Source organism: Enterocloster lavalensis (genome assembly GCF_046603895.1).
Lineage (GTDB): Bacteria > Bacillota > Clostridia > Lachnospirales > Lachnospiraceae > Enterocloster > Enterocloster lavalensis.
In genome coordinates, this window is the sequence record NZ_CP176637.1 from 5,335,182 (window position 1) to 5,359,218 (window position 24,037).

Consider the following 24,037-nt stretch of genomic DNA (forward strand, 5'->3'; position numbering starts at 1 on the left):
TTTGACACGAAAATGATATAACTTTCTTTCATATATACCATTCATATTATGTATTTTTATTATAGCAGTTCTTATGTTAGAATGTAAAGCGTGGAAAATAAATTTTAATAAATTTTCTCTATAAAAAGAAGAATTCAAGGAGGAATTACTTATGGGAATGACGATGAGCCAGAAAATCCTTGCCGCCCATGCGGGGCTTTCGGAGGTGAAAGCCGGACAGTTGATCGAGGCGGATCTGGATCTGGTGCTGGGCAACGACATCACCTCGCCGGTGGCGATCAACGAGATGAAAAAGATCGACAAGCAGACGGTATTTGACAAGGACAAGATCGCGCTGGTGATGGACCATTTTATCCCCAACAAGGATATCAAGTCCGCTGAGAACTGCAAGTGCTGCCGGGAATTTGCCTGCCGCCATGAGATCACCAACTATTTTGACGTGGGCGACATGGGGATCGAACACGCTCTGCTTCCGGAGAAAGGCCTGGTTGTGGCGGGGGACGCCATGATCGGCGCGGACTCCCACACCTGTACATACGGCGCGCTGGGCGCATTTTCCACCGGCGTTGGCTCCACGGATATGGCGGCCGCCATGGTGACCGGCAAGGCCTGGTTCAAGGTTCCCTCGGCCATCAAGTTTGAGCTGGTGGGCAAGCCCGGGAAATGGGTCAGCGGCAAGGACGTGATCCTGCACATCATCGGTATGATCGGCGTGGACGGGGCTCTCTACAAATCCATGGAATTCACCGGCGAGGGCGTGAAGAACCTGACCATGGACGACCGGTTTACCATCTGCAACATGGCCATCGAGGCCGGCGGAAAGAACGGCATTTTCCCGGTGGATGAGCAGACCGTTGCGTATTTGAAGGAACATTCCAAACGGGATTTTAAGGTTTACGAGGCGGACCCGGACGCGGAGTACGATGCCACCTATGTGATCGATCTGTCCGAGCTCAAGCCCACGGTTTCCTTCCCCCACCTTCCCTCCAACACCAGGACCATCGACAACGTGGGCGACGTGAAGATCGACCAGTCGGTGATCGGCTCCTGCACCAACGGGCGCATCGACGACATGCGGGTGGCGGCTGAGATTTTAAAGGGCAGAAAAGTTGCGAAAAACGTGCGCTGCATCGTGATTCCCGCCACGCAGGCCATCTATCTGCAGGCTATGCGGGAAGGGCTGCTGGAGATCTTTGTGGAAGCGGGAGCCATCGTGAGCACTCCCACCTGCGGACCCTGCCTGGGCGGTTACATGGGCATTCTGGCGGCAGGCGAGCGCTGCATCTCCACCACCAACCGCAACTTTGTGGGCCGTATGGGCCATGTGGATTCCGAAGTGTACCTGGCAAGCCCCGCCGTTGCCGCGGCCAGCGCCGTGACCGGCAAGATCAGCTGCCCCTGCGAGCTGGACTGAGCCTGCAAATAAAAAGTCAATAGGAAAATGAGAAATTTTCAAGATTTATTGTTGATTAAATTTCAGGTACAACAAATAGACCACCGTTATCCGCTGGTCTGAAAGGATGCGGTATTCTCTATTCTGGAAGAGACATTAGATATTCTTTTACCCTTCCGTAATAGATACGCAGAAACTTATTAGCGCCTGCAGTCATGTAGACATAGTAAGGCTTTCCCTGAGCACGTTTCTTATCAATAAACGCATATACAGGGTCGTCCTGCGGTTTTGTTTTGATGAGACAGTCCATGACCTGAAATAAGGTTTTTCGGAGGGAAGATGAGCCGCGTTTGGAGGTTGGAACGCTTTTTTGTTCATAGGTTCCGGATTCATTGACACCTGGGTCTACACCAGCAAATGCAGTGATAGCGCCCTTGTGGGTAAAGCGTGTGACATCTCCGATTTCAGCCATAAGCTGAGGACCAAGAGACGGGCCAACACCCTTCATCCCCATAACAACGGGATATTCAGGCAGCTTGGCGGCTGTGTCATTCATCAGGGTACGGAGTTCTTCCACGGTTCTGGAAGCAGTGTTTAATTGTTCTATGGACTGTTTCACGATCAGCTTGGTTAGATCATCTTTTGGAAGTATAGGAACAAGCTCCTTTGCGGCCCCATAGATTTCTTCAGCCTTGTCTTTGCTGAAGTTGTACTTCCTGCGTTTGCACCACTTCTGATAATGGTCGACAAATGCATTTAATGAAAGTTTACGAACACAGTCCACATGCCAGTATGTAGTAGCAAAATCAACCCACTTCTGGCTGCCGTCCTCACGGGCAGGGCTATCAAAGTAAGTATTAACACCAGGGTAAGTCTGATCGAGGATACCGATGAGGTTATTCTTCATAGCTGTTTTGTGTTTCATGTAGAAGCCAAACTGACGGTTCATGGTCTTTAATTGATTGCGTAGTTCGTCCATAAGACTATACTGTTTCAATTCCGTCCAACTGTCAAGGGTGTAACGAGCTATTTTTACAGAGTCAGCTTTATCAGATTTTACTTTGCGGAGGGAATGAGCTCCAAAATCTTTAATGAGCTTAGGATTTACGGCAGTTACAAAAAGACCTGCCAGAGAAAGCTCACGAGCCAGTGGTTCGTAGTAACGGCCAGTATGTTCCATAACGATGCGTGATTCACCATCGATTGATCGGATCTGCGCAATTAAGGATTGGATGTTACTGGAAGTGTGCTTGATTTCAAAGGGAGAAGAAACGATTTCTCCATAAGGTCGTAGAATGGCGACCATACTTTTCCCTTTGGAAACATCAATACCAACAGCGTTCATGTTCATAAATTTGTCACTCCTAAAGAATATTGCAATAGATAAGTACCAGTTTTACTCATTGCCTATTCAATCTACTGTGGTGTGACACGAACGTACCAAAGGCAGTTCAACCTGCATAAAACGAACGCTGCAAATGAGGAGCTGGTTATCAGTCTCAAATACGGACGCGAAGTCCAAGAAAGGAAGCCGATATACCGATTGCTCCAACATTGTAACAGCTTAAGCAACAAGATGGATAATTCCTTACTGGCTGTAAGGGATATTAACCATAAATATATTGTAGTAGAAAGGAGAAGATAGAAGATGAAAGCATGCGGACATGTGTTTAAATATGGAGATAATGTGGATACGGACGTAATCATTCCGGCCCGCTACCTAAACGCCACCAAGGGCGAGGAGCTGGCGGTGCACTGTATGGAGGACATTGACAAGGACTTCGTGAACAAGGTGCAGAAGGGCGACATCATTGTGGCCAACAAGAACTTCGGCTGCGGCTCCTCCAGAGAGCACGCGCCTCTGGCCATCAAGTGCGCCGGCGTCAGCTGTGTGATCGCCGAGACCTTTGCCCGGATTTTTTACCGCAACTCCATCAACATCGGCCTTCCCATCATCGAGTGCGCGGAGGCGGCCCGTTCCATCGAGGCAGGGGACGAGGTTGAGGTGGACTTTGACTCCGGTATGATCACCAACAAGACCAAGGGCGAGAGCTACCAGGGACAGTCCTTCCCGCCGTTTATGCAGAAGATTATCAGCGCAGGCGGGTTGGTGAACTATATCAACGGTCAGTAATTGGAAAATGGACAGGAACAGGCGGGGCTTGCCGGCGATTTTGCCGGCAGGCCCCGCTTATCTGCGCAGACCGGGCGAAACAGTCCGTAGTGCCCTCACCTTTTCCGGACCGCCCAACGGCCGGTTTGGCTCTCACGCACGGCATAGTAACCGCAGGGCATATCCCGTAACGCGCCAACCGAATTGTCCAAATCAAAAACAAATTTCAGCGAAACAAGTCTCCCGTCCCCGGTTTCATGTGCGGTCTTACCGCACAGAAACTGCCACATCCCGTCGTCCTCATCGTGGGACACGTACAGGACAGGTTCCTCGCCGCTCATCACATGACGGCAAATAATCGCCGCCGTGTTGGGTTCATCATAAAAAGGAAATTCCATAAACAGCGCTCCTTTTGTGTTTTGATTGATATTGGGACTCAGCCGTGGGGTTCGGACTGGGCGGCCAGCAGCAGAAAGGCCTCCATCTCCCGGCTCACCCACTTATCCTTGTGGTAGACGATCTGTTTCCAGATGCGCATGGTAAAGCCCGGGACGTGAACCGGGACCAGGCGGCCGTTTTCGATGTCCTGGCGCACGGTGAATTCCGGCAGAAAGGAAACGCCCTGGTTGTCGCGCAGCAGGCGGACGATAAATTCCGTGTTGCCGATTTCCAGAAACGGATGGATATCCAGCTCAAGGGACGCCAGATGCTGCTCCAGCAGGAGACGGTAGCTGGCGTCCTTCTCCGTCAGGATCAAGGGCTGCCGGATCATTTCCTCCAGGGAAATGCTGGCGTTTGCCAGCGGATTGTCCGCGCTGGTGACGAAAATGACCCGGTCCGGCACCTCCAGGGCTTTGACCCACTTGGGGTCGTACATCTTCTTGTCCAGAAAATACACGATATCCAGGGCGTTGCAGTTCATCATATCCAGCAGCTTGTCCGGCGAACCGGTAACAATGCTCACGGAAACCCTGGGATACAGGCGGTGATATTCCTTCAGCAGATCCGGGAAAATCGTGGCGCAGATGGATTCGATGGTGCCGATACACAGCCGCCCGGAAAGCTCCGACGGCTCCGAAAGCGCCGTCCTGGCCCGCGCCATATCCGTGATCAGACGCCCCGCGTGCTCCGTGAACACCAACCCCTGGTGGGTCAGCGTCACCTGCTTTCCGATCCGGTCAAACAAACGCGCCCCCAGCTCCTGCTCCAAATGCTTGATCTGTATGGTCACAGCCGCCTGCGAATAGCCCAGCTTCTCCGCCGCACGGCTGAAACTTTTAAGCTGCGCCACCTCCATGAAGGTGACAATCTCACGAAACTCCATCCAATCCACCTGCCTGACCCGGCTCAACCGGAAATATTTATGATCAATTCCTGCCTGCAAAAATGGCACAAACCAGCGCTTGATGGTATAATTGGATTGTCGGGAAACAATTACACAGCAAGGAGATTTATGCCCTGTCAAGTATACCACGTAATATGGAAAATGAAAACAAATTATCACAAAGCTTCTTTCGGGCTCGCTCCTTTCTGCGGTGCGGGAGAAGGCCGGTTTGACAGTAAAAGGAAGATTCTGGAGAATAGAGTCTTGCATATTTTATAAAACAGGGTTAAGATTAAGAAAAAGGATTGGGGGATATATGTCTATGAAAAAGGGTTTTAAGGTTTTGCTGGCGGCTTCTTTAGGCTCCTGTTTTTTGGCTATGACATCCTATGCGGGCGGCTGGCAGGCGGATGGGGCCAACTGGCGGTATCAGAATGACGATGCTTCCTATGCTGCCGGCGGCTGGGTCGCAATCGGCGGAAACTGGTATTATTTCGATGCTGATGGTTTAATGAAAACGGGATGGATACTTGACAATCAGTCATGGTATTATTTAAATCCTTCAGGCGAGATGCGCATGGAGCCTTTGTTTGAAAATCAGGTTACCTATTATTTCGATTCAGCCAGCGGCGCGTGTACCAATCCCGATGCCGCCAATACGGCGCAGGCTGCAGGAAGCGGGGTATTGACGGAGCAGCAGTATTTGGATCGTTTTGATGAGTTTGGTAAACGGTTGGCGGATATCTCAGGCCGCGTGGAGAGCATAGACTATGGTGATGTTGAAGCTGCGAAACAGGTGTTGAATGAGATGAAAACTCTATTTATTCAGTTTGCAGAAGTTCAGGCGCCTGCCAGGTTTGCGCAGGCCCATGAACGGTATAAAAATGGGTGCGCTGCGATGGTAGATCAGCTGGATATTACGATACAGATGAACGATACCACTGATATTTATGAGTTGTCCGAAGGTATCATATCGGCAGCTGAGGCGCAGAAGAAGGCTGAAGAAGAGTTCGAAGCTGGCGATGCACTTTTGAATGCTGCCTTGCAATATTAAGTGAAATGTAGTTTGGAATGTATAAAAAGGGCGTTTGGAATAATGATATTCCAACGCTCTTTCTTTGTGAATAAATAAGGATGCCTGCAAAGCCTGTGGGTGATTGCAGCCTCGTTCTCTTCTATAAAAAAAATTAAACGATATCATAAAATCATTAAAATTTACATCTCATCCCCTCTATGCTACACTAAAATCAACAACAATTCAACCCAAAACGATTCGAATTTGTACGAAAGGTCAGGAGATGAACATGGAGAAGACAGATGTGAGATACGGTGCGTATATTCAAATTTTGAAAGAAGAGCTGGTGCCCGCCATGGGATGTACGGAGCCCATTGCCCTCGCCTACGGCGCCGCCGTGGCCCGCGATATTTTAGGAGGCATGCCGGACCGGGTGAAGGTTCAGGCCAGCGGCAGCATTATCAAAAACGTGAAGTCCGTTATCGTGCCCAATACCGGTCATTTGAAGGGAATCCCCGCGGCGGCGGCGGCCGGTATCGTGGCAGGCGACGCCTCCCGGGAGTTGGAGGTGATTGCCCATGTGGATTCCGACAAGGTGGGGAAAATCCGTGAATTTATGGAAAACACCCCCATTGACGTGGAGTATGTGGACAACAACATCACCTTCGACATCATCGTGACCCTCTGGAAAGGCGGGGACAGCGCTCTGGTGCGCATCGCCAACTACCACACCAACATCGTGCGCAAGGAGAAGAACGGCCAGGTGCTGTTTGACATTCCGGTGGCGGACGAGAGCGAGGAGGGCCTGACCGACCGCACCCTGCTGACCATGGAGGGAATCTGGGACTTTATCACCACCATGGACGTGGAGGACGTGAAGGAGTTGCTGGACCGCCAGGTGAATTACAACATGGCCATCGCCGAGGAGGGCATCAAGGGGAATTACGGCGCCAACATCGGCAAGGTGCTCCTTGACACCTACGGGGACGACGTGCGCACCAGGGCAAAGGCCATGGCCGCCGCCGGTTCCGACGCCAGAATGAACGGCTGCGAGCTCCCGGTGGTGATCAACTCCGGCAGCGGCAACCAGGGTATGACCGCCTCCATCCCGGTGGTGGTTTACGCGAAGGAGCTGAACTCCGGCGCGGATAAAATGTACCGGGCCCTGGCATTATCCAATCTGACCGCCATCCACCAGAAAACCAGGATCGGCCGTCTGTCCGCCTACTGCGGCGCTGTCAGCGCGGGAGCGGGAGCGGGAGCCGGAATTGCCTACCTCTGCGGCGGCGGTTACGACGAGGTGGTGCACACCGTGGTCAACGCCCTGGCGGTGGTGTCTGGCATCGTCTGTGACGGAGCAAAGGCCTCCTGCGCGGCCAAGATCGCTTCCGCCGTGGACGCCGGAATTCTGGGTTACAACATGTACGTCCGCGGCCAGCAGTTCTACGGCGGCGACGGTATCGTGACCAAGGGCGTGGAAGCCACCATCGCCAATGTGGGCCGCCTGGGCAAGGATGGTATGAAGGCCACCAACGAGGAGATCATCCGCATCATGGTGGGGGACAAATCCCTCTGCTGATTCGTCAGATTGTACAAGAATTGTCGGACATTTTAGTCAATAAAGCCGGATTGACAGACCGGCGCTGATCCCGTATCATAATAACAAACACTGCGCCGCAAGAGATTCTTCCGGCAAAGGAGTTGTAATTTCATAGTTATGATACTGACCCCAAGCAAAGCTGACGGGAAAGGCGACGGTATATGGTACATAACACATTTGATATGTGTCTGTTCAGGGTACGCCTTTCGGGCGTACCCTTTTTTGCGGTTTCGGGGTAGTGGCTGTCGCAAGGCGGCTGTTCGGATTGAAAATATATACCTATACAGGAGGGATTCAGAGATGGAGACAAGGATCGCGGTAATCGGAATTATTGTGGAAAACAGGGAGTCGGTGGAAGCGGTGAATACCATTCTCCACCAGTACAGCCAGTATATCATCGGGCGCATGGGGCTTCCCTATGAGAAAAAGAAGATGAACATCATCAGCATCGTGGTGGATGCGCCCCAGGACGCTATCAGCGCCCTGTCCGGAAAACTGGGCCGCCTGCCGGGCATCACTTCCAAGGCGCTGTACTCCAAAGCCGGGGAGAAGCAGGCTTGACGGGCCGAAGCACCAGGCCGGGGCAGGCCGCGGCCCCGAGCCGGACCACCGCGCCGGTCCTGAGCCAGGCCACCGCTTCGGCCCCGAGCCAGGCTACCGCTCCGTCCCCGAGCCAGACCACCGCTTCGGCCCCGAGCCAGGCCGCCACCCTGGCCCTGAGCCAGACCACCGCTCCGGCCCTGAGCCAGGCCACTGCGCCGTCCCCGAATCGGGCCACCGCCGCAGCCCTGAGCCAGGTCACCACCCCAGCCCAAGCCACCTCACCCCTCCACCTCCTCATCGACCGTCTGGCTGCCGGGGAGAAGCTGACCCGGACGGAGCTGGCCTGTCTCCTGGAGTGCCGGGAGGGAGAACACCGGGACTATCTGTTTGCCCGGGCCAGGGAAATCCAGCATCGGGTTTTTGGCAACAAGGTCTACATCCGGGGCCTCATCGAATTTACCAATTACTGTAAAAATAACTGCTATTATTGCGGTATCCGCCGGGACAACCGCAGCGCTTCCCGCTACCGCCTGACAGAAGAGCAGATTCTGGAGTGCTGCCGGGCCGGATACGAGCTGGGATTTCGGACCTTTGTGCTCCAGGGCGGGGAGGACCCGTATTTCACCGACGGGCGCATTACCGGTTTGGTCCGCTCCATCAAGGCTGGGTATCCCGACTGCGCGGTGACCCTCTCCATCGGCGAGAAGGACCGGGCCAGCTATGAGGCTTACTTCGCGGCAGGAGCGGACCGGTACCTGCTGCGCCACGAGACGGCCAATGACGGGCACTATGGGAAACTGCACCCGGCGGAGCTTTCCCTCCGGCGGCGCATGGAATGCCTGAGGGATTTAAAGGACATCGGCTTTCAGACCGGGGCCGGGTTTATGGTGGGTTCCCCAGGGCAGACCATGGACTGTATTTTAGATGATTTGGAATTTTTAAGAGATTTTGAGCCGGAAATGGTGGGGATCGGCCCCTTTATCCCCCACCACGACACGCCCTTCGCCGCCTGTGCGGCGGGGACGCTGGAGCTGACGGTGTATCTTCTGGGACTGGTGCGGCTTATGCTGCCGCGGGTGCTTTTACCTGCGACCACGGCTCTGGGGACCATCTCGCCGGGGGGCAGGGAGCAGGGAATTCTGGCAGGCGCCAATGTGGTGATGCCCAACCTCTCGCCGGGGGACGTGCGGGAGAAATACCTGCTCTATGATAATAAGATCTGTACGGGAAACGAAGCCGCCGAGTGCCTGGACCAATTAAGGCAAGCCATGTCCTCCATCGGGTATGAGGTGGCCGTTGACCGTGGAGATGCTCCCGGACATTCCAAAACGGAAGGTTCGGAGCTATAAATGGCAGTGACGTCCTCATTTTCCCCATCGGTCATGGGTGGTGGGGGGGGGGGGGGGGGCAGGGCCGCAATCATTGAGGGGGAAGGAAGCCTGACCTCAAAAGAAAAGGAGAAGAAATATTATGTATGATCCCAAATCACCCCATGCGGACGACTTTATCGACCACGGTGAAGTCCTGGAGACACTGGCCTACGGGGAGGCCAACAAGCACAACGCGGCGCTGATCGACGAGATTCTGGCCAAAGCCAGGCTGAGGAAGGGACTGACCCACAAGGAAGCCATCGTGCTGCTGGACTGCGATCTGGAGGAGAAAAACCAGGAAATATACGCCCTGGCCGAGCAGATCAAGAAGGATTTCTACGGCAACCGAATCGTAATGTTCGCGCCGCTGTATCTGTCCAATTACTGTATCAACGGCTGCGTTTACTGTCCCTACCACGCGAAGAACAAACACATCGCCAGAAAGAAGCTGACCCAGGAGGAGATCCGCCGCGAGGTGATCGCCCTTCAGGACATGGGTCACAAGCGCCTGGCTCTGGAAACCGGCGAGGACCCGATCCACAATCCCATCGAGTACGTGCTGGAGTCCATTGACACCATTTACGGGATCAAGCACAAGAACGGAGCCATCCGCCGGGTCAATGTGAATATCGCCGCCACCACGGTGGAGAATTACCGGAAATTAAAGGACGCGGGCATCGGCACCTACATACTGTTCCAGGAGACCTACCACAAGGAGAGCTATCTGAAGCTTCACCCCACCGGCCCCAAACACGACTACGATTACCACACCGAGGCCATGGACCGTGCCCAGACCGGCGGCATCGACGACGTGGGCTGCGGCGTGCTGTTCGGCCTGGAGCTGTACCGCTATGAGTTCGCCGGGCTTTTGATGCATGCGGAGCACCTGGAGGCCGTGTTCGGCGTGGGCCCCCACACCATCAGCGTGCCCAGAATCCGCCGTGCCGACGACATTGACCCGGACGCTTTTGACAACGGCATCGACGACGATACCTTTGCCAAGATCGTGGCCTGTATCCGCATTGCCGTGCCCTACACCGGAATGATCGTGTCCACCCGGGAGAGCCAGAAAACCAGGGAGCGCGTGCTGCACCTGGGGATTTCACAGATCAGCGGCGGCTCCAAGACCAGCGTGGGCGGTTACTATGAGCCGGAGCCTGAGGAGGAATGTTCCGCTCAGTTCGACGTCAGCGACAACCGCACCCTGGATCAGGTGGTGAACTGGCTCATGGGCATGGGGTATATTCCCAGCTTCTGCACCGCCTGCTACCGGGAGGGACGCACCGGCGACCGGTTCATGTCCCTGTGCAAGAGCGGGCAGATTCAGAACTGCTGCCACCCCAACGCCCTGATGACGCTCAAGGAGTACCTGATGGACTACGCGTCCGAGGACACCAGGCGCATCGGCGAGGTTCTGATCGAGCAGGAGATTGGGAATATTCCCAAGGAAAAGGTACAGCAGATCGTGCGTGATAATTTGATCAAGATTGAGAACGGAATCCGGGATTTCCGGTTCTGATGAGAGGAGAGGCTATATGGGAATGAACGATACGCCCAGCGCGGACCGGGTGCACATTGGATTTTTCGGAAAGAGGAACGCCGGGAAATCCAGCGTGCTCAACGCGGTGACAGGTCAGGATCTGGCCGTGGTATCCGACGTTCGCGGGACCACTACGGACCCGGTGTCAAAGGCAATGGAGCTTTTGCCCCTTGGGCCGGTGGTGTTGATCGACACACCGGGCATCGACGACGAGGGAGAGCTGGGCGCGCTGCGGGTGAAAAAGAGCTATCAGACACTGAACAAAACCGATGTGGCGGTGCTGGTGGTGGACGCGGCGGCGGGGCCGGGGCCCGAGGACCTGGAGCTGTTCGGGCGCATCCGCCAGAAACAGATTCCGGTGGTTGTGGCGTACAACAAGGCGGATACGCTAAAGTCTGCCGCGAATCAGCCAGGCGGCTCAGGCGGGGAGTCTGCCGCGAATCAGCCGGGCGGCTCGGTTCCGGAGCCAACGGCGGAACCAGCCGAACAAAAAGCCCCCGTCCCCGGCCTCTCCGCCCCTCAGCCTTGGGGCGGCTCCCAACCCTGGGACGCCACCCAGCCGCTCTATATCAGCGCCCGCACCGGCCAGGGCATCGCCGAGTTGAAGGAACGCCTGGCCCAGCTGGGCAAACCCCAGGAGAACAGCCGCCGCATCGTGGCGGACCTGCTGGAGCCCATGGATCTGGCCGTGCTGGTGGTTCCCATCGATTCGGCCGCGCCCAAGGGCCGCCTGATCCTGCCCCAGCAGCAGACCATCCGCGACGTGCTGGAGGCATCGGCCGTTGCCGTGGTGGTCAAGGATACGGAGCTTAAGGAGACGCTTTCCGGCCTTGGAAAAAAGCCAAAGCTGGTGATCACGGACAGCCAGGCCTTTGCCAGGGTGTCGCGGGAGACGCCGGAGGATGTTCTTCTGACTTCCTTCTCCATCCTCTTTGCCCGTTACAAGGGGAATCTGGCGGCCGCGGCGGCGGGAGCCAGGGCGGTGGAGCAGGTGGGGGACGGCGATCCGGTGCTGATCTGCGAGGGCTGCACCCATCACCGCCAGTGCGAGGACATCGGAACCGTGAAGCTGCCCCGCTGGATCCGGGAGTATACCGGGGCGGAGCCGGAATTTGTGTTCACCTCCGGCACCGCGTTTCCCGACGATTTAAGCCCCTACAGGCTGGTGGTACACTGCGGCGCCTGCATGTTAAATGAGCGGGAGATGAAATACCGCCTCAAATGCGCCCAGGACCAGGGGGTTCCGATGACAAATTATGGAATTTTGATCGCGTATATGCAGGGGATTTTGCAGCGGAGCGTCCAGGCGTTTCCGGACATCGCCGCACTGGTGGGTCCTGACGCCCGGCGGGGGTGAACGAAACCGCAGACCCTAGAACAGCCGCAGGGATCAGGACCAGTACCCGAGATAGATCAGAATGTTTTTCAGAATCCAGTTGATCAGGATCAGCGCAATGGCGGCGTAGAAATACAGCGGCCTCAGCCTGAGCCGGGGAAATGAACGTTCGGGAAATACATAGTGCAGAGTGTAAGTGGATAAAAATAAGAACATCATAAAAACGGTGTAAACCACAAAGGGGTGCATCCGCAGGCCGGACAGCACATGTCCGTGCATCAGCGCGCGGATGGCCCGGGTTCCGCCGCAGCCGGGGCAGTAATAACCGGTCAGGCGGTAGAGATAACAGCCCGGCAGAAAGGTTTCTACAGTGTATCCCATCACATGAAAGAACAAAAGGCCGATTGCGCAGCAGCCGGTGAAGATCAGGGCTGCCGCATAAAAGGCCTTTTGTGTTTTCTCCGGAAACGGCAGGACGGATGGCTCCGCCCATTTGGCCGCACGGTAAAAACAGTTTTTAAATCGGCTGTGTTTTTGCTTCATCGGTCAAATCCGCCGGGATGATCAGCCGAGGCTGCTCAGGCTGGACAGGAACGCATAGCCGGTGATCAATGCGATTGCATAGATTGCCAGCGCGATCAGAGAGCACACTAAACCGGCGATGGCCATACCCTTTCCGCCCATGTGCTTGGACAGGCTTACACCTGCAAAAATAACGCCGAGAATGCCTAAAATCTGCGGAACGTAGGGAATGCAGCAGGTAAATACCAGGGCGCAGATTCCGCAAACCATCGAAGCAATCGATAATCCGCTGCTTTGTGTCTCCATAAGTTTTATCCTCCGTTTTCTTTTTTACATCGCAAATGACCTACCATACCCATCCGCGACATGAATAATTGACAATATTTAGTATAATGGAGCTGTTCGGACAAGTCAAGAGCGCCGGGTTCATTTTTCAAAATCAGTCCATTTTGCAGGGAATAAATCTGTCAGTTTTGTGGAAAATATCAGAAATAGAGAGCGCGTTTTTGGCTCCCGGTTATTTTGGCGCAAAAACAGAGAAATAGTCCGGGAGGGTTGAAAAAAAATGTGGGAATGCTATACTTAAACAGAGCGGGAGACCGCGGTATTTTGAGACGGCAACCATACGATAATAATATAAGAAAGCGGAGAGGACATACTATGATCATTCAGAGTAAACGGATCTGGATTGCAGGGCAGTTTATTGCGGCCCAGCTGGAAATTCAGGAAGGGAAGATTCTGCGGGTGCTCCCTTACGGCAGCAGACAGGCGGACGAGGATTGCGGGAATGACCGGATTGTGCCGGGCTTTATCGATATCCACACCCACGGAGCCTACAATTTTGACACCAACGACGGGGAGCCGGAGGGATTGCGGGAGTGGATGCGCCGCATCCCCGAGGAGGGCGTGACCTCCATCCTTCCCACCACTGTGACGCAGATGCCGGATGTGCTGGAGAAGGCCGTGGCGAATGTGGCCGCTGTGGCCAGAGAGGGCTACGAGGGGGCGGAGATGCTGGGAATCCATTTTGAAGGCCCCTATCTGGATATGGAGTATAAGGGCGCCCAGCCGCCGGAAGCCATCGCAAAGGCCACGGTGGAGCAGTTCAAGCGCTACCAGGAGGCGGCGGAGGGGATGATCAAGTACATCACCCTGGCGCCGGAGCACGATGCGGACTTCGCCCTGACCCGGTACTGCAGCCAGAACGGCGTGGTGGTCAGCATGGGGCACTCCTCAGCCACCTACGAGCAGGCGCTCCTCGGCATCGCCAACGGCGCGACCTCCATGACCCACGTGTACAACGGCATGACGCCCTACCACCACCGCAAGCCCGGACTGGTGGGAACGGCCCTGCGGGTGCGGGACATCTACGGGGAAGTGATCTGCGACGGCTGCCATTCCCATCTGGCGGCGCTCAACAACTTTTTCACCGCCAAGGGACGGGATTACTCCATCATGATCAGCGATTCCCTGAGAGCCAAGCACTGCCCGCCGGGAGGAGCGTACCAGCTGGGCGGCCATGACATCGAGATCGGCGAGGACGGACTGGCGCGCTTAAAGGGCACGGAGACCATCGCGGGATCCACCCTGTTCCTGAACCGTGGATTGAAGATTCTGGTGGAGGATGCCATGGTGCCCTTTGACACGGCTTTGAATTCCTGCACCATCAACCCCGCCCGCTGCCTGGGTGTGGATGACCGCAAGGGGCGCATCGCCGCAGGGCTTGACGCGGACCTGGTCCGGCTGGCCGATGACTATGGGGTTCTGCAGACCTGGTGCAGAGGCGCAAAAATGCTCTAGGAGCGCCCGGCGGGCTGCGCGGCCCCGGGGAGAAGTTTAAGAAAATGCTTGCATTTGCGCCTCCCCCGTGCTATAGTAGGTATGATAACTAGTGTAGATTACTGATAAAGAGTGGACAGCGGTCCACTCTTTCGTCTTGTGTAGGACTGGATTTTGAAGGAAAGGTGGTGAAATGATGGAAAAAAAAGAATCTTACGAATCCAGAGTGGAGGCCTATCTGCTCCCGCTGATGGAAGAACATCATTTTGAATTGGTGGATGTGGAGTACGTGAAGGAAGCGGGTACCTGGTACCTGCGTGCTTATATCGATAAAGAAGGCGGAATCGCGGTGGACGACTGCGAGGTGATCAGCCGTAAGCTGGGCGACTGGCTGGACAAAGAGGATTTTATCAGCGAGAGCTATATCCTGGAGGTCAGCTCCCCGGGACTGGGACGTCCGCTTAAGAAGGAAAAGGATTTTGTCCGCAGCCTGGGCAAGGACGTGGAGGTGCGTCTTTACCGCATGCGGGATAAGCAAAAGGAATTCACCGGCGCGTTAAGCGCATATGATGCGCAGACGGTGACGCTGGATATGGAGGATGGAAGCCAGATGGTATTCGACCGGGCGGACATCGCCCTGATCCGTTTGGCCTTCGATTTTTAGAGGTATGGCGGGCAGCCCAGAACGCCCGTAAAATGATGTGATTTCACATGTAGGACACATGGATAGGAGGATAAACATGAATAAGGAACTGTTAGAGGCAATGGAAGTGCTGGAGAAGGAAAAGAACATCAGCAAGGAAACCCTGCTGGAGGCCATTGAAAACTCCCTGCTCACTGCCTGTAAGAACCACTTCGGAAAAGCGGATAACGTCCGGGTGAATATCAATCCGGATACCTGCGATTTCGCCGTGTATATGGAAAAGGAAGTGGTGGAGACTCCGGAGGACGATCAGCTGCAGATCAGCCTGGTGGACGCCAAGATGATGAACCCCAAGTACGAGGTGGGGGATACGGTGCAGATTCCGCTGGATTCCAAGAAATTCGGGCGTATTGCCACTCAGAATGCCAAGAACGTGATCCTGCAGAAGATTCGCGAGGAAGAGCGCACTTCGCTTTACAAGGAATATTATATGAAGGAAAAGGACGTGATGACGGGAATCGTGCAGCGTATGCTGGGCAAGAACGTCAGCATCAACCTGGGACGTGTGGACGCCATCTTAAACGAGAGCGAGCAGGTCAAGGGAGAAACCTTCCGGCCTACCGAGCGCGTCAAGGTATATATTCTTGAGGTAAAGGATACGCCCAAGGGACCGCGCATTTCCGTCTCCAGAACCCATCCGGATCTGGTGAAGCGCCTGTTCGAGTCCGAGGTGGCCGAGGTGCGGGACGGCACGGTGGAGATCAAGGCCATCGCCAGAGAGGCGGGGTCCAGAAGCAAGATCGCCGTGATGTCCAACGATCCCAACGTGGATCCGGTGGGCGCATGCGTGGGCTTAAACGGCTCCAGGGTCAATTCCATTGTGAATGAGCTGCGCGGCGAGAAGATCGACATCATCAACTGGGATGAGAATCCCGCATACCTGATCGAGAACGCTTTGAGCCCGGCCAAGGTGATCTGCGTGGTGGCCGACGAGGAGGAGCGCGAGGCTCAGGTGATCGTGCCGGATTACCAGCTGTCCCTTGCCATCGGCAAGGAAGGCCAGAACGCAAGGCTGGCTGCAAGGCTCACGGGCTTTAAGATCGACATCAAGAGCGAGACCCAGGCGCGCGAGATGGGGCTGTTCGAGCAGATGGGACTGCAGTACGGAGACGCCCCGGAAGACACATATGAGGAAGAAATTCAGGATGACTACCAGGATTATGACAGTGAAGCCGGCCAGGAGGACGCAGACCAGCAGTAGTGGTACCAGATAGGTTAGGAGTGATGTAGGTGAGCATGAAAAAAGTTCCGCTCAGACAGTGTATTGGCTGTGGTGAGATGAAGAGCAAAAAAGAAATGATCAGAGTGATCAAGACCGCCGACGAGGAGATTTTATTGGACGCCACCGGGAGAAAGAACGGCCGCGGCGCTTATCTCTGTCCGTCCATGGAGTGCATGAAAAAGGCCGTAAAGAGCAAGGGCCTGGAGCGCTCCTTCAAGATGGCGATTCCAAAAGAGGTGTACGACGCTCTGGAAAAGGAGATGGAAGCGCTTGGTCGATAAGAAAAAGTTGTTAAACATGATTGGGCTGGCCACCAGGGCCAGAAAGGTGGTAAGCGGAGAATTTTCCACAGAAAAGTCAGTGAAGAGCGGAAGATCCCATCTGGTGATCGTATCAGAGGAAGCATCGGACAATACAAAGAAGATGTTTACCAACATGTGTGCTTACTATAAGGTTCCGATTTATCTGTTTGGCACGAAGGATGAGCTGGGGCATGCCATGGGGAAGGAGTTTCGGGCTTCCGTATCCGTGGAGGATGCCGGGTTTGCAAAGTCAATGGCAGGACTAATGAATGTAAATGGAGGTAGTGTGAATGAGAGTAAATGAATTGGCAAATGAGCTGGGAAAAACCAGTAAACAAATATTGGAATTGATTAAACAGTCGGACCCGTCGTCCAGCATGTACGCGGTGTCGAAGGTGACGCCCGAGCAGGAGAACGCGGTTCGCAGAGCGCTCTCGCCCAGGAAAGAGGCGGCTCCGGCTCATCAGGAGAAGGCGGCTCCTCCCGTCCAGGAGGCCAAGGCGGCTCCGGCTGCAAAAGCGCCCGAGGGGGCTGAGAAGCCCGCGGGACAGCCGGCCAAGAAGAAACTGACCGCTGTATTCAGACCGCAGAACGCCCAGCAGCAGATCAAGCGCCCGGCGCCGAAAGCGCCCGCGCGTCCTCAGCAGGCGGCTCCGGCTGCGGCACCGGCCCGTCCCCAGGCGGCTGAGCCGGCTCCCAAGGCTGAGACGGTGAAAACCGAGACCCCGGCAGTGCAGGCTCAGAGCGTGCAGCCCCAGCAGGCGGCGCCCGCTCCGGCTCCGGCACCCGCGCGTCCTCAGACCGAGGCGGCGCCCGCGGCCCAGCCTCAGCAGTCCCAGCAGGAGATGAGACCCCGCCAGGAAGGCTACCAGGGCAACCGCCAGGAGGGTTACCAGGGCAATCGTGACGGCAACCGCCAGGGAGGCTACCAGGGCAACCGTGACGGCAACCGCGAGGGAGGCTACCAGGGCAGCCGCGACGGCAACCGCCAGGGAGGCTATCAGGGCAACCGTCCTCAGGGCGGAGGCTACCAGGGCAACCGCGAGGGAGGCTACCAGGGCAACCGTCCCCAGGGCACAGGTTATCAGGGCAACCGTGAGGGTTACCAGGGCAACCGTTCCCAGGGCGGAGGCTATCAGGGCAACCGTCCCCAGGGCGAGGGCTATCAGGGTAACCGTCCTCAGGGCGGAGGCTATCAGGGCAACCGCGAGGGAGGTTATCAGGGCAACCGTCCTCAGGGCGGAGGCTACCAGGGCAACCGCGAGGGAGGTTACCAAGGCAACCGTCCCCAGGGCGGAGGCTACCAGGGCAACCGCGAGGGTTATCAGGGCAACCGTCCCCAGGGCACAGGTTACCAGGGCAATCGTCCTCAGGGCGAGGGCTACCAGGGCAACCGCGGCCAGGGAGGCTATCAGGGCAACCGTCCCCAGGGCACAGGCTATCAGGGTAACCGTCCCCAGGGTACAGGTTATCAGGGCAACCGTCCCCAGGGCGGTGGCTATCAGGGCAACCGTCCCCAGGGCACAGGCTATCAGGGTAACCGTCCTCAGGGCACAGGCTATCAGGGCAACCGTCCCCAGGGCGGAGGTTATCAGGGCAACCGTCCTCAGGGCGGCGGCTACCAGGGCAACCGCTTCGGTGGAGGCGGCTATCAGGGCGGTATGGACAAAGACCGCGATACCACCGGCAATACCAGAGGGCAGGGCAGAGACAATACCCGCAGACCCGGAGCCGGCAAGTCGTCCTTCGACACGCCGATCCAGGCAAAGCCCACCAGCGGACGCCAGAATAAGAACGCGCATCGGAATGACCGCTACGACAAGCGCGACCGCGATGACGTAAAGAAGCCGGTTAAGACCGGCAAGGGCGCATTCATTATGCCCACGCCCAAGAAGGAGGACGCCAAGGTTGAGGAGGTTAAGACCATCACCCTTCCGGAGACCCTGACCATCCGCGAGCTGGCCGACAAGATGAGGCTGCAGCCCTCCGTGATTGTGAAGAAGCTGTTCTTAAAGGGACAGATTGTGACCTTAAACCAGGAAATCGACTACGATAAGGCTGAGGAGATCGCCATGGAGTTCGACGTCCTGTGTGAGAAGGAAGTAAAGGTTGATGTGATTGCCGAACTGCTGAAAGAGGATGATGAGAGCACTGAGGACATGAGTCCCAGACCGCCGGTTGTGTGCGTAATGGGCCACGTAGACCACGGTAAAACCTCCCTGCTCGACGCTATCCGCGAGACCAACGTGACCTCCAGGGAGGCGGGCGGAATCACCCAGCACATCGGCGCTTCCGTGATCGAGATCAACGACCGCAAGATCACATTTTTGGATACGCCCGGACATGAGGCGTTTACCGCAATGCGTATGCGCGGCGCCCAGTCCACGGATATCGCGATCCTGGTGGTTGCGGCGGACGACGGCGTGATGCCCCAGACCGTGGAGGCTATCAACCACGCCAAGGCGGCCGGAGTTGAGATCATTGTTGCCATCAACAAGATCGATAAGCCCAGCGCCAATGTGGATAAAGTAAAACAGGAGCTGTCCGAATACGAACTGATTTCCGAGGATTGGGGCGGCAGCACGATATTTGTACCGGTTTCTGCACATACTAAGGAAGGTATCACCGATCTGCTTGAGATGGTGCTGCTGACCGCGGATGTGATGGAGCTGAAAGCGAACCCCAACCGCAAGGGCCGCGGCCTGGTGATCGAGGCCGAGCTGGATAAGGGCAAGGGTCCGGTTGCCACCGTGCTGGTGCAGAAGGGCACCCTGCATGTGGGCGACACCATCGCGGCTGGCGCCTGCTACGGCAAGATCCGCGCCATGATGGACGACCGGGGACGCCGGGTGAAGGAGGCAGGACCTTCCACGCCTGTGGAGATTCTGGGCCTTAACGACGTGCCCAACGCCGGCGAGGTGTTCGTGGCTACGGAGAACGAGAAGGAGGCCAGAAGCTTTGCCGAGACCTTCATCTCCGAGGGTAAGAACAAGCTGATCGAGGACACCAAGGCGAAGCTGTCCCTGGACGATCTGTTCAGCCAGATCAAGGCCGGCAACATCAAGGAGCTGCCCATCATCATCAAAGCGGACGTACAGGGTTCCGTGGAGGCTGTGAAGCAGAGCCTGACCAAACTCTCCAACGAGGAGGTTATGGTGAAGGTGATCCACGGCGGCGTGGGTGCGATCAACGAGTCCGACGTATCCCTGGCCAGCGCTTCCAACGCCATTATCATCGGCTTCAACATCCGTCCGGATGCCATGGCCAAATCCGTGGCGGAGCGCGAGAAAGTGGATGTACGCCTGTACAAGGTCATTTACCAGGCCATCGAGGACGTGGAGGCTGCCATGAAGGGCATGCTGGATCCGGTATTCGAGGAGCAGGTGATCGGCCATGCGGTGGTGCGCCAGACCTTCAAGGCTTCCGGCGTGGGAACCATCGCGGGTTCCTATGTGCTGGACGGCAAGTTTACCCGCGGCTGCAAGTGCCGCGTGACCCGTCAGGGCGAGCTGCTCTTCGACGGAGCGCTGGCTTCCTTAAAGCGTTTCAAGGACGATGTGAAGGAAGTGGCGGCAAACTACGAGTGCGGTCTGGTATTTGAGAAGTTTAACGATCTCCAGGAGGACGACGAGATCGAGGCTTACACTATGGTAGAGGTACCGAGATAGTAGCGCCTGACAGATTGCCCTCCGGGAAGAAAAGAGAGGGAAATTATGCGCAAGAACAGCATTAAAAATACGAGAATCAACATGGAGGTACAGCGGGAGTTAAGCGAGATCATCCGGGGCGGAATCAAGGATCCGAGGATTCACCCCATGACCAGCGTGATTGCCGTTGAGGTAACCCCTGATCTCAAGTATTGCAAGGCATATATCAGCGTTCTGGGAAATGAGGACGCGGGCAAGGCGACCATCGAGGGATTAAAGAGCGCCGAGGGGTATGTGCGCAGGGAGCTGGCCAGACGGGTCAACCTGCGCAACACCCCCCAGATCAAGTTCATTCTGGACCAGTCCATCGAGTACGGCGTGAATATGTCCCACCTGATCGACGAGGTGACAAAGGACCTGCACGCCGGGGAGCCGGAGTCTCACGAGCCGGAGTCCGACGAGCCGTTGGACTGATTCCGCGGTCGCAACATTTCCGGACAAAGTGACATTAACCGCACCAAAGCGCCTGAACACACAGGCGTCCGGTGCTTATCGCAAGGAGGAAAGCCTATGAGCCGTATACTGGAATCTATGCTGGACGGCGTGAAGAGCGTCGCGATCCTGGGTCATATCCGCCCCGACGGGGACTGTCTGGGATCGACCCTGGGCCTGTACAATTATCTGGGTAATAAATATCCGGGGATTCACGCCCGGGTTTACCTGGAGGAGGCGGCGGAGAAGTTTGCATACCTCAAAGGCTTCGACGAGATCCGCCATGAACCGGACGACAGGGTCTATGACCTGTGCGTTTGCCTGGACAGCGGGGATATGGGACGTTTGGGAAAATTTTCCTGCTATTTTGAGCGGGCCAGGGACAGCATCTGTCTGGACCACCATGTGACCAATACCCGCTACGCTTCCGCCAATCTGGTGGTGGCGGACGCCAGCTCCACCTGTGAGGTGCTCTTCGGCCAGCTGGACGAGGCGTACATCGACCGGACGGTAGCCGAGTGCCTGTACACCGGGCTGATCCACGACACCGGAGTGTTCAAGTATTCCTGCACCTCGGCTAAGACCATGGAGATCGCGGGCAAGCTGATGGAGAAGGGCATCGATTTCGGCGCCATCATCGACAACAGCTTTTACCGCAAGACCTACGTGCAGAACCAGATTCTGGGAAGAGCTCTGTTGGAGAGCGTGACCTTTATGGACGGCAAGTGCATTTTCAGCGCGGTCCGCAAAAAAGACATGGAATTCTACGGCGTGGACAGCAAGGACCTGGACGGAATCATCGACCAGCTGAGGCTGACCGAGGGCGTGGAGTGCGCGCTGTTCCTGTATGAGTCGGGCGCTCAGGAGTACAAGGTGAGCATGCGTTCCCAGGACAGGGTGGACGTGAGCCGGATCGCCACATTTTTCGGCGGCGGCGGCCATGTACATGCGGCCGGCTGCACCATGAGCGGCAGTATTCACGACGTGATCAACAACCTGGCCATACATATTTCCAGGCAGCTGTCGCCGGATACTGAGGCTGACCAGCAGTAGGAGAGCAGGCCATGATAAACGGATTGATAAACGTATACAAGGAACCGGGTTACACGTCCCACGACGTTGTGGCCCGGCTCCGCGGCATTTTAAAACAGAAAAAGATCGGGCACACGGGGACTCTGGACCCGGCCGCCCAGGGCGTGCTTCCGGTATGCCTGGGGACGGCCACAAAGCTCTGCGACATGCTGACGGACCGGACCAAGACCTACCGGGCCGTGCTGCTTCTGGGACGGGACACCGACACCCAGGACACCACGGGAGAGACGGTGTTTGCGGACGAGGCCGGGGCGCTGGCCCTGGACGAAGAGCGGGTCCGGGAGGCCGTCATGGGTTTTCTGGGCGATTATGACCAGATCCCCCCCATGTACTCCGCTCTGAAGGTGGACGGCAAAAAGCTCTACGAGCTGGCCAGAGCCGGAAAGGAAGTGGAGCGCAAGGCGCGCCCGGTCACGATCTACGAACTTCAGGTGGAATCCATCGAGCTTCCGCGGGTGGTGATGTCGGTCACCTGCTCCAAGGGCACCTACATCCGCACGCTCTGCTATGATATCGGCAGAGCGCTGGGCTGCGGGGGCTGCATGGAACAGCTGACCAGAACCAGGGTGGGAAGCTTTTTGCTGGAGGACAGCCTGAAGCTGGACGAGATTGAGGCTTTGGCCAGGGCCGGGCAGATTGAGCCCCATATTCTGGGAGTGGAAGAGGTGCTGGCGGACTATCCGGCCATCCACGCCAAACCGGAGGCGGACAACCTGGCCCGAAACGGCAACCCGCTGTTTAAAAACCAGGTGCAGGAGAGTGTGAAGCCGGAGGAAGGACAGGCCTGCCGCCTGTACGACAGCGGGCAGCGCTTTATCGGAATATACGAGTACCGGACGGACAAGCGCTGGTTCAAACCCCAGAAGATGTTCCTTTCTTAATGTCTGCGCCGGACCCTGATACAGAAGGAAGCTGAGGGAGATAAGGGATGAAGTATATTGCGGATACCACAGAATTTCACATTGATGTCCCCACCGTGGTGACGCTGGGTAAATTTGACGGAAGGCACAGGGGGCATCAGAAGCTGATGCGCAAGATGATGGAGATCAAGGCGGGATTTGGGTATGAGACCGCGGTGTTCACCTTCAGCGTGACGCCGGCCGTCATGGTGACCGGACAGCGCCAGCCTGTGCTGACTACCAACCTGGAGCGCCGCAACAATCTGAAAAAGACGGGCATCGACTGGCTGGTGGAGTATCCGTTTACAGAGGAGACGAAACACATGCAGCCGGAGGAATTTGTCCGGGAGGTCCTGGTAAACCGCATGAACGCCAGGGCCATTGTGGTGGGCACGGACTGCGGCTTCGGCTACCGCCGTTCCGGCAACGCCCAGGTGCTGACGGAGCTGTCGGGCAAGTACGGCTACCAGCTCTACGTGATCGAGAAGGAGAGGGACGACCGGCGGGACATCAGCAGCACCTACATAAGGGAGGAGCTGGAAAAGGGAAATGTGGAGAAGGCCAACGCGCTTTTGGGGGAACCCTACGCCATCCACGGGACCGTGGTTCACGGCCGCCACATGGGAGGCAGCGTTCTGGGATTTCCCACCGCCAACCTGATACCGCCGGAGATCAAGCTGCTGCCGCGGTTCGGGGTCTACGTGTCCCGGGTGCTGGTGGACCGCAGGTATTACCGCGGGGTCACCAATATCGGGCGCAAGCCCACCATCGACGGGGAGAATCCGGTGGGGGTGGAGACCTTCATATTCGACCTGGAGCAGAACATTTACGGCCATGTGATCGAGGTGCAGCTGCTGGCCTTTATCCGCCCGGAGCGGACCTTCGCCTCCCTGGGGGAGCTGAAGGAGCAGATCGGCAGGGATAAGGAGACGGCGGCTGAGTATTTTAAACAGCATAGGGATATGGCGAAAGCCGGGGCTGAGTAATCAGTTCCGGCTTTTGCGGGTGCGCCCGGCGGCGCACGTTTCTAACCGGTGCAAGTCCGGAATCCGCCCGGTAGTGGGAAGGATATAGCCGAAGGCAAGGGTGTCCATCGTGAGGTGGAATCTGAAGGAAGCCGGATATGGGGAACATACTAACCCATG

General features: G+C 56.4%; 23 protein-coding genes. 18 read left to right on the top strand and 5 right to left on the bottom strand.

What is annotated here, in order from left to right:
- Window positions 1-151: 151 nt before the first annotated feature.
- Window positions 152-1,414, top strand: coding sequence for a 3-isopropylmalate dehydratase large subunit (leuC, locus tag ACK2JC_RS24045; RefSeq protein ID WP_024735215.1), 1,263 nt, complete (start codon window positions 152-154; stop codon window positions 1,412-1,414).
- 118 nt (window positions 1,415-1,532) lie between these two features.
- On the opposite strand, the gene ACK2JC_RS24050 is transcribed toward leuC, so the two are convergent.
- Window positions 1,533-2,738: an IS110 family transposase gene (locus ACK2JC_RS24050; protein WP_368282939.1), complete on the bottom strand. Its 1,206-nt coding sequence runs from the start codon at window positions 2,736-2,738 to the stop codon at window positions 1,533-1,535.
- 303 nt (window positions 2,739-3,041) lie between these two features.
- Here ACK2JC_RS24050 and leuD point away from each other — a divergent pair, with 303 nt between their 5' ends.
- The gene (gene leuD, locus ACK2JC_RS24055; protein ID WP_092368185.1) at window positions 3,042-3,527 is read left to right on the top strand and encodes a 3-isopropylmalate dehydratase small subunit; all 486 of its coding nucleotides are present in this window, start codon (window positions 3,042-3,044) and stop codon (window positions 3,525-3,527) included.
- Window positions 3,528-3,622: 95 nt separating this feature from the next.
- Here the strand turns inward: leuD and ACK2JC_RS24060 are convergent, their stop codons facing one another.
- Window positions 3,623-3,904 (bottom strand): hypothetical protein, encoded by a 282-nt coding sequence (locus ACK2JC_RS24060; RefSeq protein ID WP_276851714.1) that lies wholly within the window; start codon window positions 3,902-3,904, stop codon window positions 3,623-3,625.
- Window positions 3,905-3,942: 38 nt separating this feature from the next.
- Window positions 3,943-4,830 (bottom strand): LysR family transcriptional regulator, encoded by an 888-nt coding sequence (locus tag ACK2JC_RS24065; RefSeq protein WP_320938602.1) that lies wholly within the window; start codon window positions 4,828-4,830, stop codon window positions 3,943-3,945.
- A gap of 322 nt (window positions 4,831-5,152) precedes the next feature.
- Between ACK2JC_RS24065 and ACK2JC_RS24070 the strand changes: the two genes are divergently transcribed.
- From ACK2JC_RS24070 to hydF, 6 genes are all read left to right on the top strand, one after another.
- Window positions 5,153-5,884 (top strand): hypothetical protein, encoded by a 732-nt coding sequence (locus tag ACK2JC_RS24070; RefSeq protein ID WP_320938601.1) that lies wholly within the window; start codon window positions 5,153-5,155, stop codon window positions 5,882-5,884.
- A gap of 250 nt (window positions 5,885-6,134) precedes the next feature.
- Window positions 6,135-7,424 carry a serine dehydratase subunit alpha family protein gene (locus ACK2JC_RS24075; RefSeq protein ID WP_092368195.1) on the top strand — a complete coding sequence of 430 codons (1,290 nt, stop codon included), beginning with the start codon at window positions 6,135-6,137 and terminating at the stop codon, window positions 7,422-7,424.
- A gap of 321 nt (window positions 7,425-7,745) precedes the next feature.
- On the top strand, window positions 7,746-8,006 hold the full coding sequence (locus tag ACK2JC_RS24080) for a TM1266 family iron-only hydrogenase system putative regulator (protein WP_092368198.1): 261 nt from the start codon (window positions 7,746-7,748) through the stop codon (window positions 8,004-8,006).
- Between the two features lie 227 nt (window positions 8,007-8,233).
- Window positions 8,234-9,337: a [FeFe] hydrogenase H-cluster radical SAM maturase HydE gene (gene hydE, locus ACK2JC_RS24085; RefSeq protein WP_334309322.1), complete on the top strand. Its 1,104-nt coding sequence runs from the start codon at window positions 8,234-8,236 to the stop codon at window positions 9,335-9,337.
- Between the two features lie 121 nt (window positions 9,338-9,458).
- The gene (gene hydG / locus ACK2JC_RS24090) at window positions 9,459-10,877 is read left to right on the top strand and encodes a [FeFe] hydrogenase H-cluster radical SAM maturase HydG (RefSeq protein ID WP_107434889.1); all 1,419 of its coding nucleotides are present in this window, start codon (window positions 9,459-9,461) and stop codon (window positions 10,875-10,877) included.
- 16 nt (window positions 10,878-10,893) lie between these two features.
- Entirely contained in the window at window positions 10,894-12,255 is a 1,362-nt protein-coding gene (gene hydF, locus ACK2JC_RS24095) for a [FeFe] hydrogenase H-cluster maturation GTPase HydF (RefSeq protein ID WP_320938600.1), read from the top strand.
- 33 nt (window positions 12,256-12,288) lie between these two features.
- On the opposite strand, the gene ACK2JC_RS24100 is transcribed toward hydF, so the two are convergent.
- The gene (locus ACK2JC_RS24100) at window positions 12,289-12,777 is read right to left on the bottom strand and encodes a DUF2752 domain-containing protein (RefSeq protein WP_320938599.1); all 489 of its coding nucleotides are present in this window, start codon (window positions 12,775-12,777) and stop codon (window positions 12,289-12,291) included.
- 21 nt (window positions 12,778-12,798) lie between these two features.
- Entirely contained in the window at window positions 12,799-13,062 is a 264-nt protein-coding gene (locus ACK2JC_RS24105; RefSeq protein ID WP_206196991.1) for a DUF4190 domain-containing protein, read from the bottom strand.
- Between the two features lie 354 nt (window positions 13,063-13,416).
- On the opposite strand from ACK2JC_RS24105, the gene nagA reads away from it, so the two are divergent.
- The 10 genes from nagA to ACK2JC_RS24155 all read left to right on the top strand — a co-directional run bounded on the left by nagA (window position 13,417) and on the right by ACK2JC_RS24155 (window position 23,878).
- Entirely contained in the window at window positions 13,417-14,556 is a 1,140-nt protein-coding gene (nagA, locus tag ACK2JC_RS24110; protein ID WP_118756190.1) for an N-acetylglucosamine-6-phosphate deacetylase, read from the top strand.
- Between the two features lie 175 nt (window positions 14,557-14,731).
- Window positions 14,732-15,199 carry a ribosome maturation factor RimP gene (gene rimP / locus ACK2JC_RS24115; protein ID WP_320938603.1) on the top strand — a complete coding sequence of 156 codons (468 nt, stop codon included), beginning with the start codon at window positions 14,732-14,734 and terminating at the stop codon, window positions 15,197-15,199.
- A gap of 76 nt (window positions 15,200-15,275) precedes the next feature.
- Window positions 15,276-16,439 carry a transcription termination factor NusA gene (gene nusA, locus ACK2JC_RS24120; RefSeq protein ID WP_092371947.1) on the top strand — a complete coding sequence of 388 codons (1,164 nt, stop codon included), beginning with the start codon at window positions 15,276-15,278 and terminating at the stop codon, window positions 16,437-16,439.
- Window positions 16,440-16,468: 29 nt separating this feature from the next.
- Window positions 16,469-16,741, top strand: a complete 273-nt coding sequence (rnpM, locus tag ACK2JC_RS24125; protein ID WP_024735204.1) for an RNase P modulator RnpM — start codon at window positions 16,469-16,471, stop codon at window positions 16,739-16,741.
- Entirely contained in the window at window positions 16,731-17,066 is a 336-nt protein-coding gene (locus ACK2JC_RS24130; protein ID WP_007713851.1) for a L7Ae/L30e/S12e/Gadd45 family ribosomal protein, read from the top strand. The genes rnpM and ACK2JC_RS24130 overlap by 11 nt, the downstream gene beginning before the upstream one ends.
- The gene (gene infB / locus ACK2JC_RS24135) at window positions 17,053-20,430 is read left to right on the top strand and encodes a translation initiation factor IF-2 (protein ID WP_368272054.1); all 3,378 of its coding nucleotides are present in this window, start codon (window positions 17,053-17,055) and stop codon (window positions 20,428-20,430) included. The genes ACK2JC_RS24130 and infB overlap by 14 nt, the downstream gene beginning before the upstream one ends.
- A 45-nt stretch (window positions 20,431-20,475) precedes the next feature.
- Window positions 20,476-20,883 carry a 30S ribosome-binding factor RbfA gene (gene rbfA / locus ACK2JC_RS24140; protein WP_007713846.1) on the top strand — a complete coding sequence of 136 codons (408 nt, stop codon included), beginning with the start codon at window positions 20,476-20,478 and terminating at the stop codon, window positions 20,881-20,883.
- 96 nt (window positions 20,884-20,979) lie between these two features.
- Window positions 20,980-21,954, top strand: coding sequence for a DHH family phosphoesterase (locus ACK2JC_RS24145; RefSeq protein ID WP_320937980.1), 975 nt, complete (start codon window positions 20,980-20,982; stop codon window positions 21,952-21,954).
- Window positions 21,955-21,965: 11 nt separating this feature from the next.
- Window positions 21,966-22,874 (top strand): tRNA pseudouridine(55) synthase TruB, encoded by a 909-nt coding sequence (gene truB, locus ACK2JC_RS24150; RefSeq protein ID WP_276951016.1) that lies wholly within the window; start codon window positions 21,966-21,968, stop codon window positions 22,872-22,874.
- A gap of 47 nt (window positions 22,875-22,921) precedes the next feature.
- Complete coding sequence (locus tag ACK2JC_RS24155) at window positions 22,922-23,878, top strand: bifunctional riboflavin kinase/FAD synthetase (protein WP_320937979.1); 957 nt, start codon at window positions 22,922-22,924, stop codon at window positions 23,876-23,878.
- Window positions 23,879-24,037 lie beyond the last annotated feature (159 nt).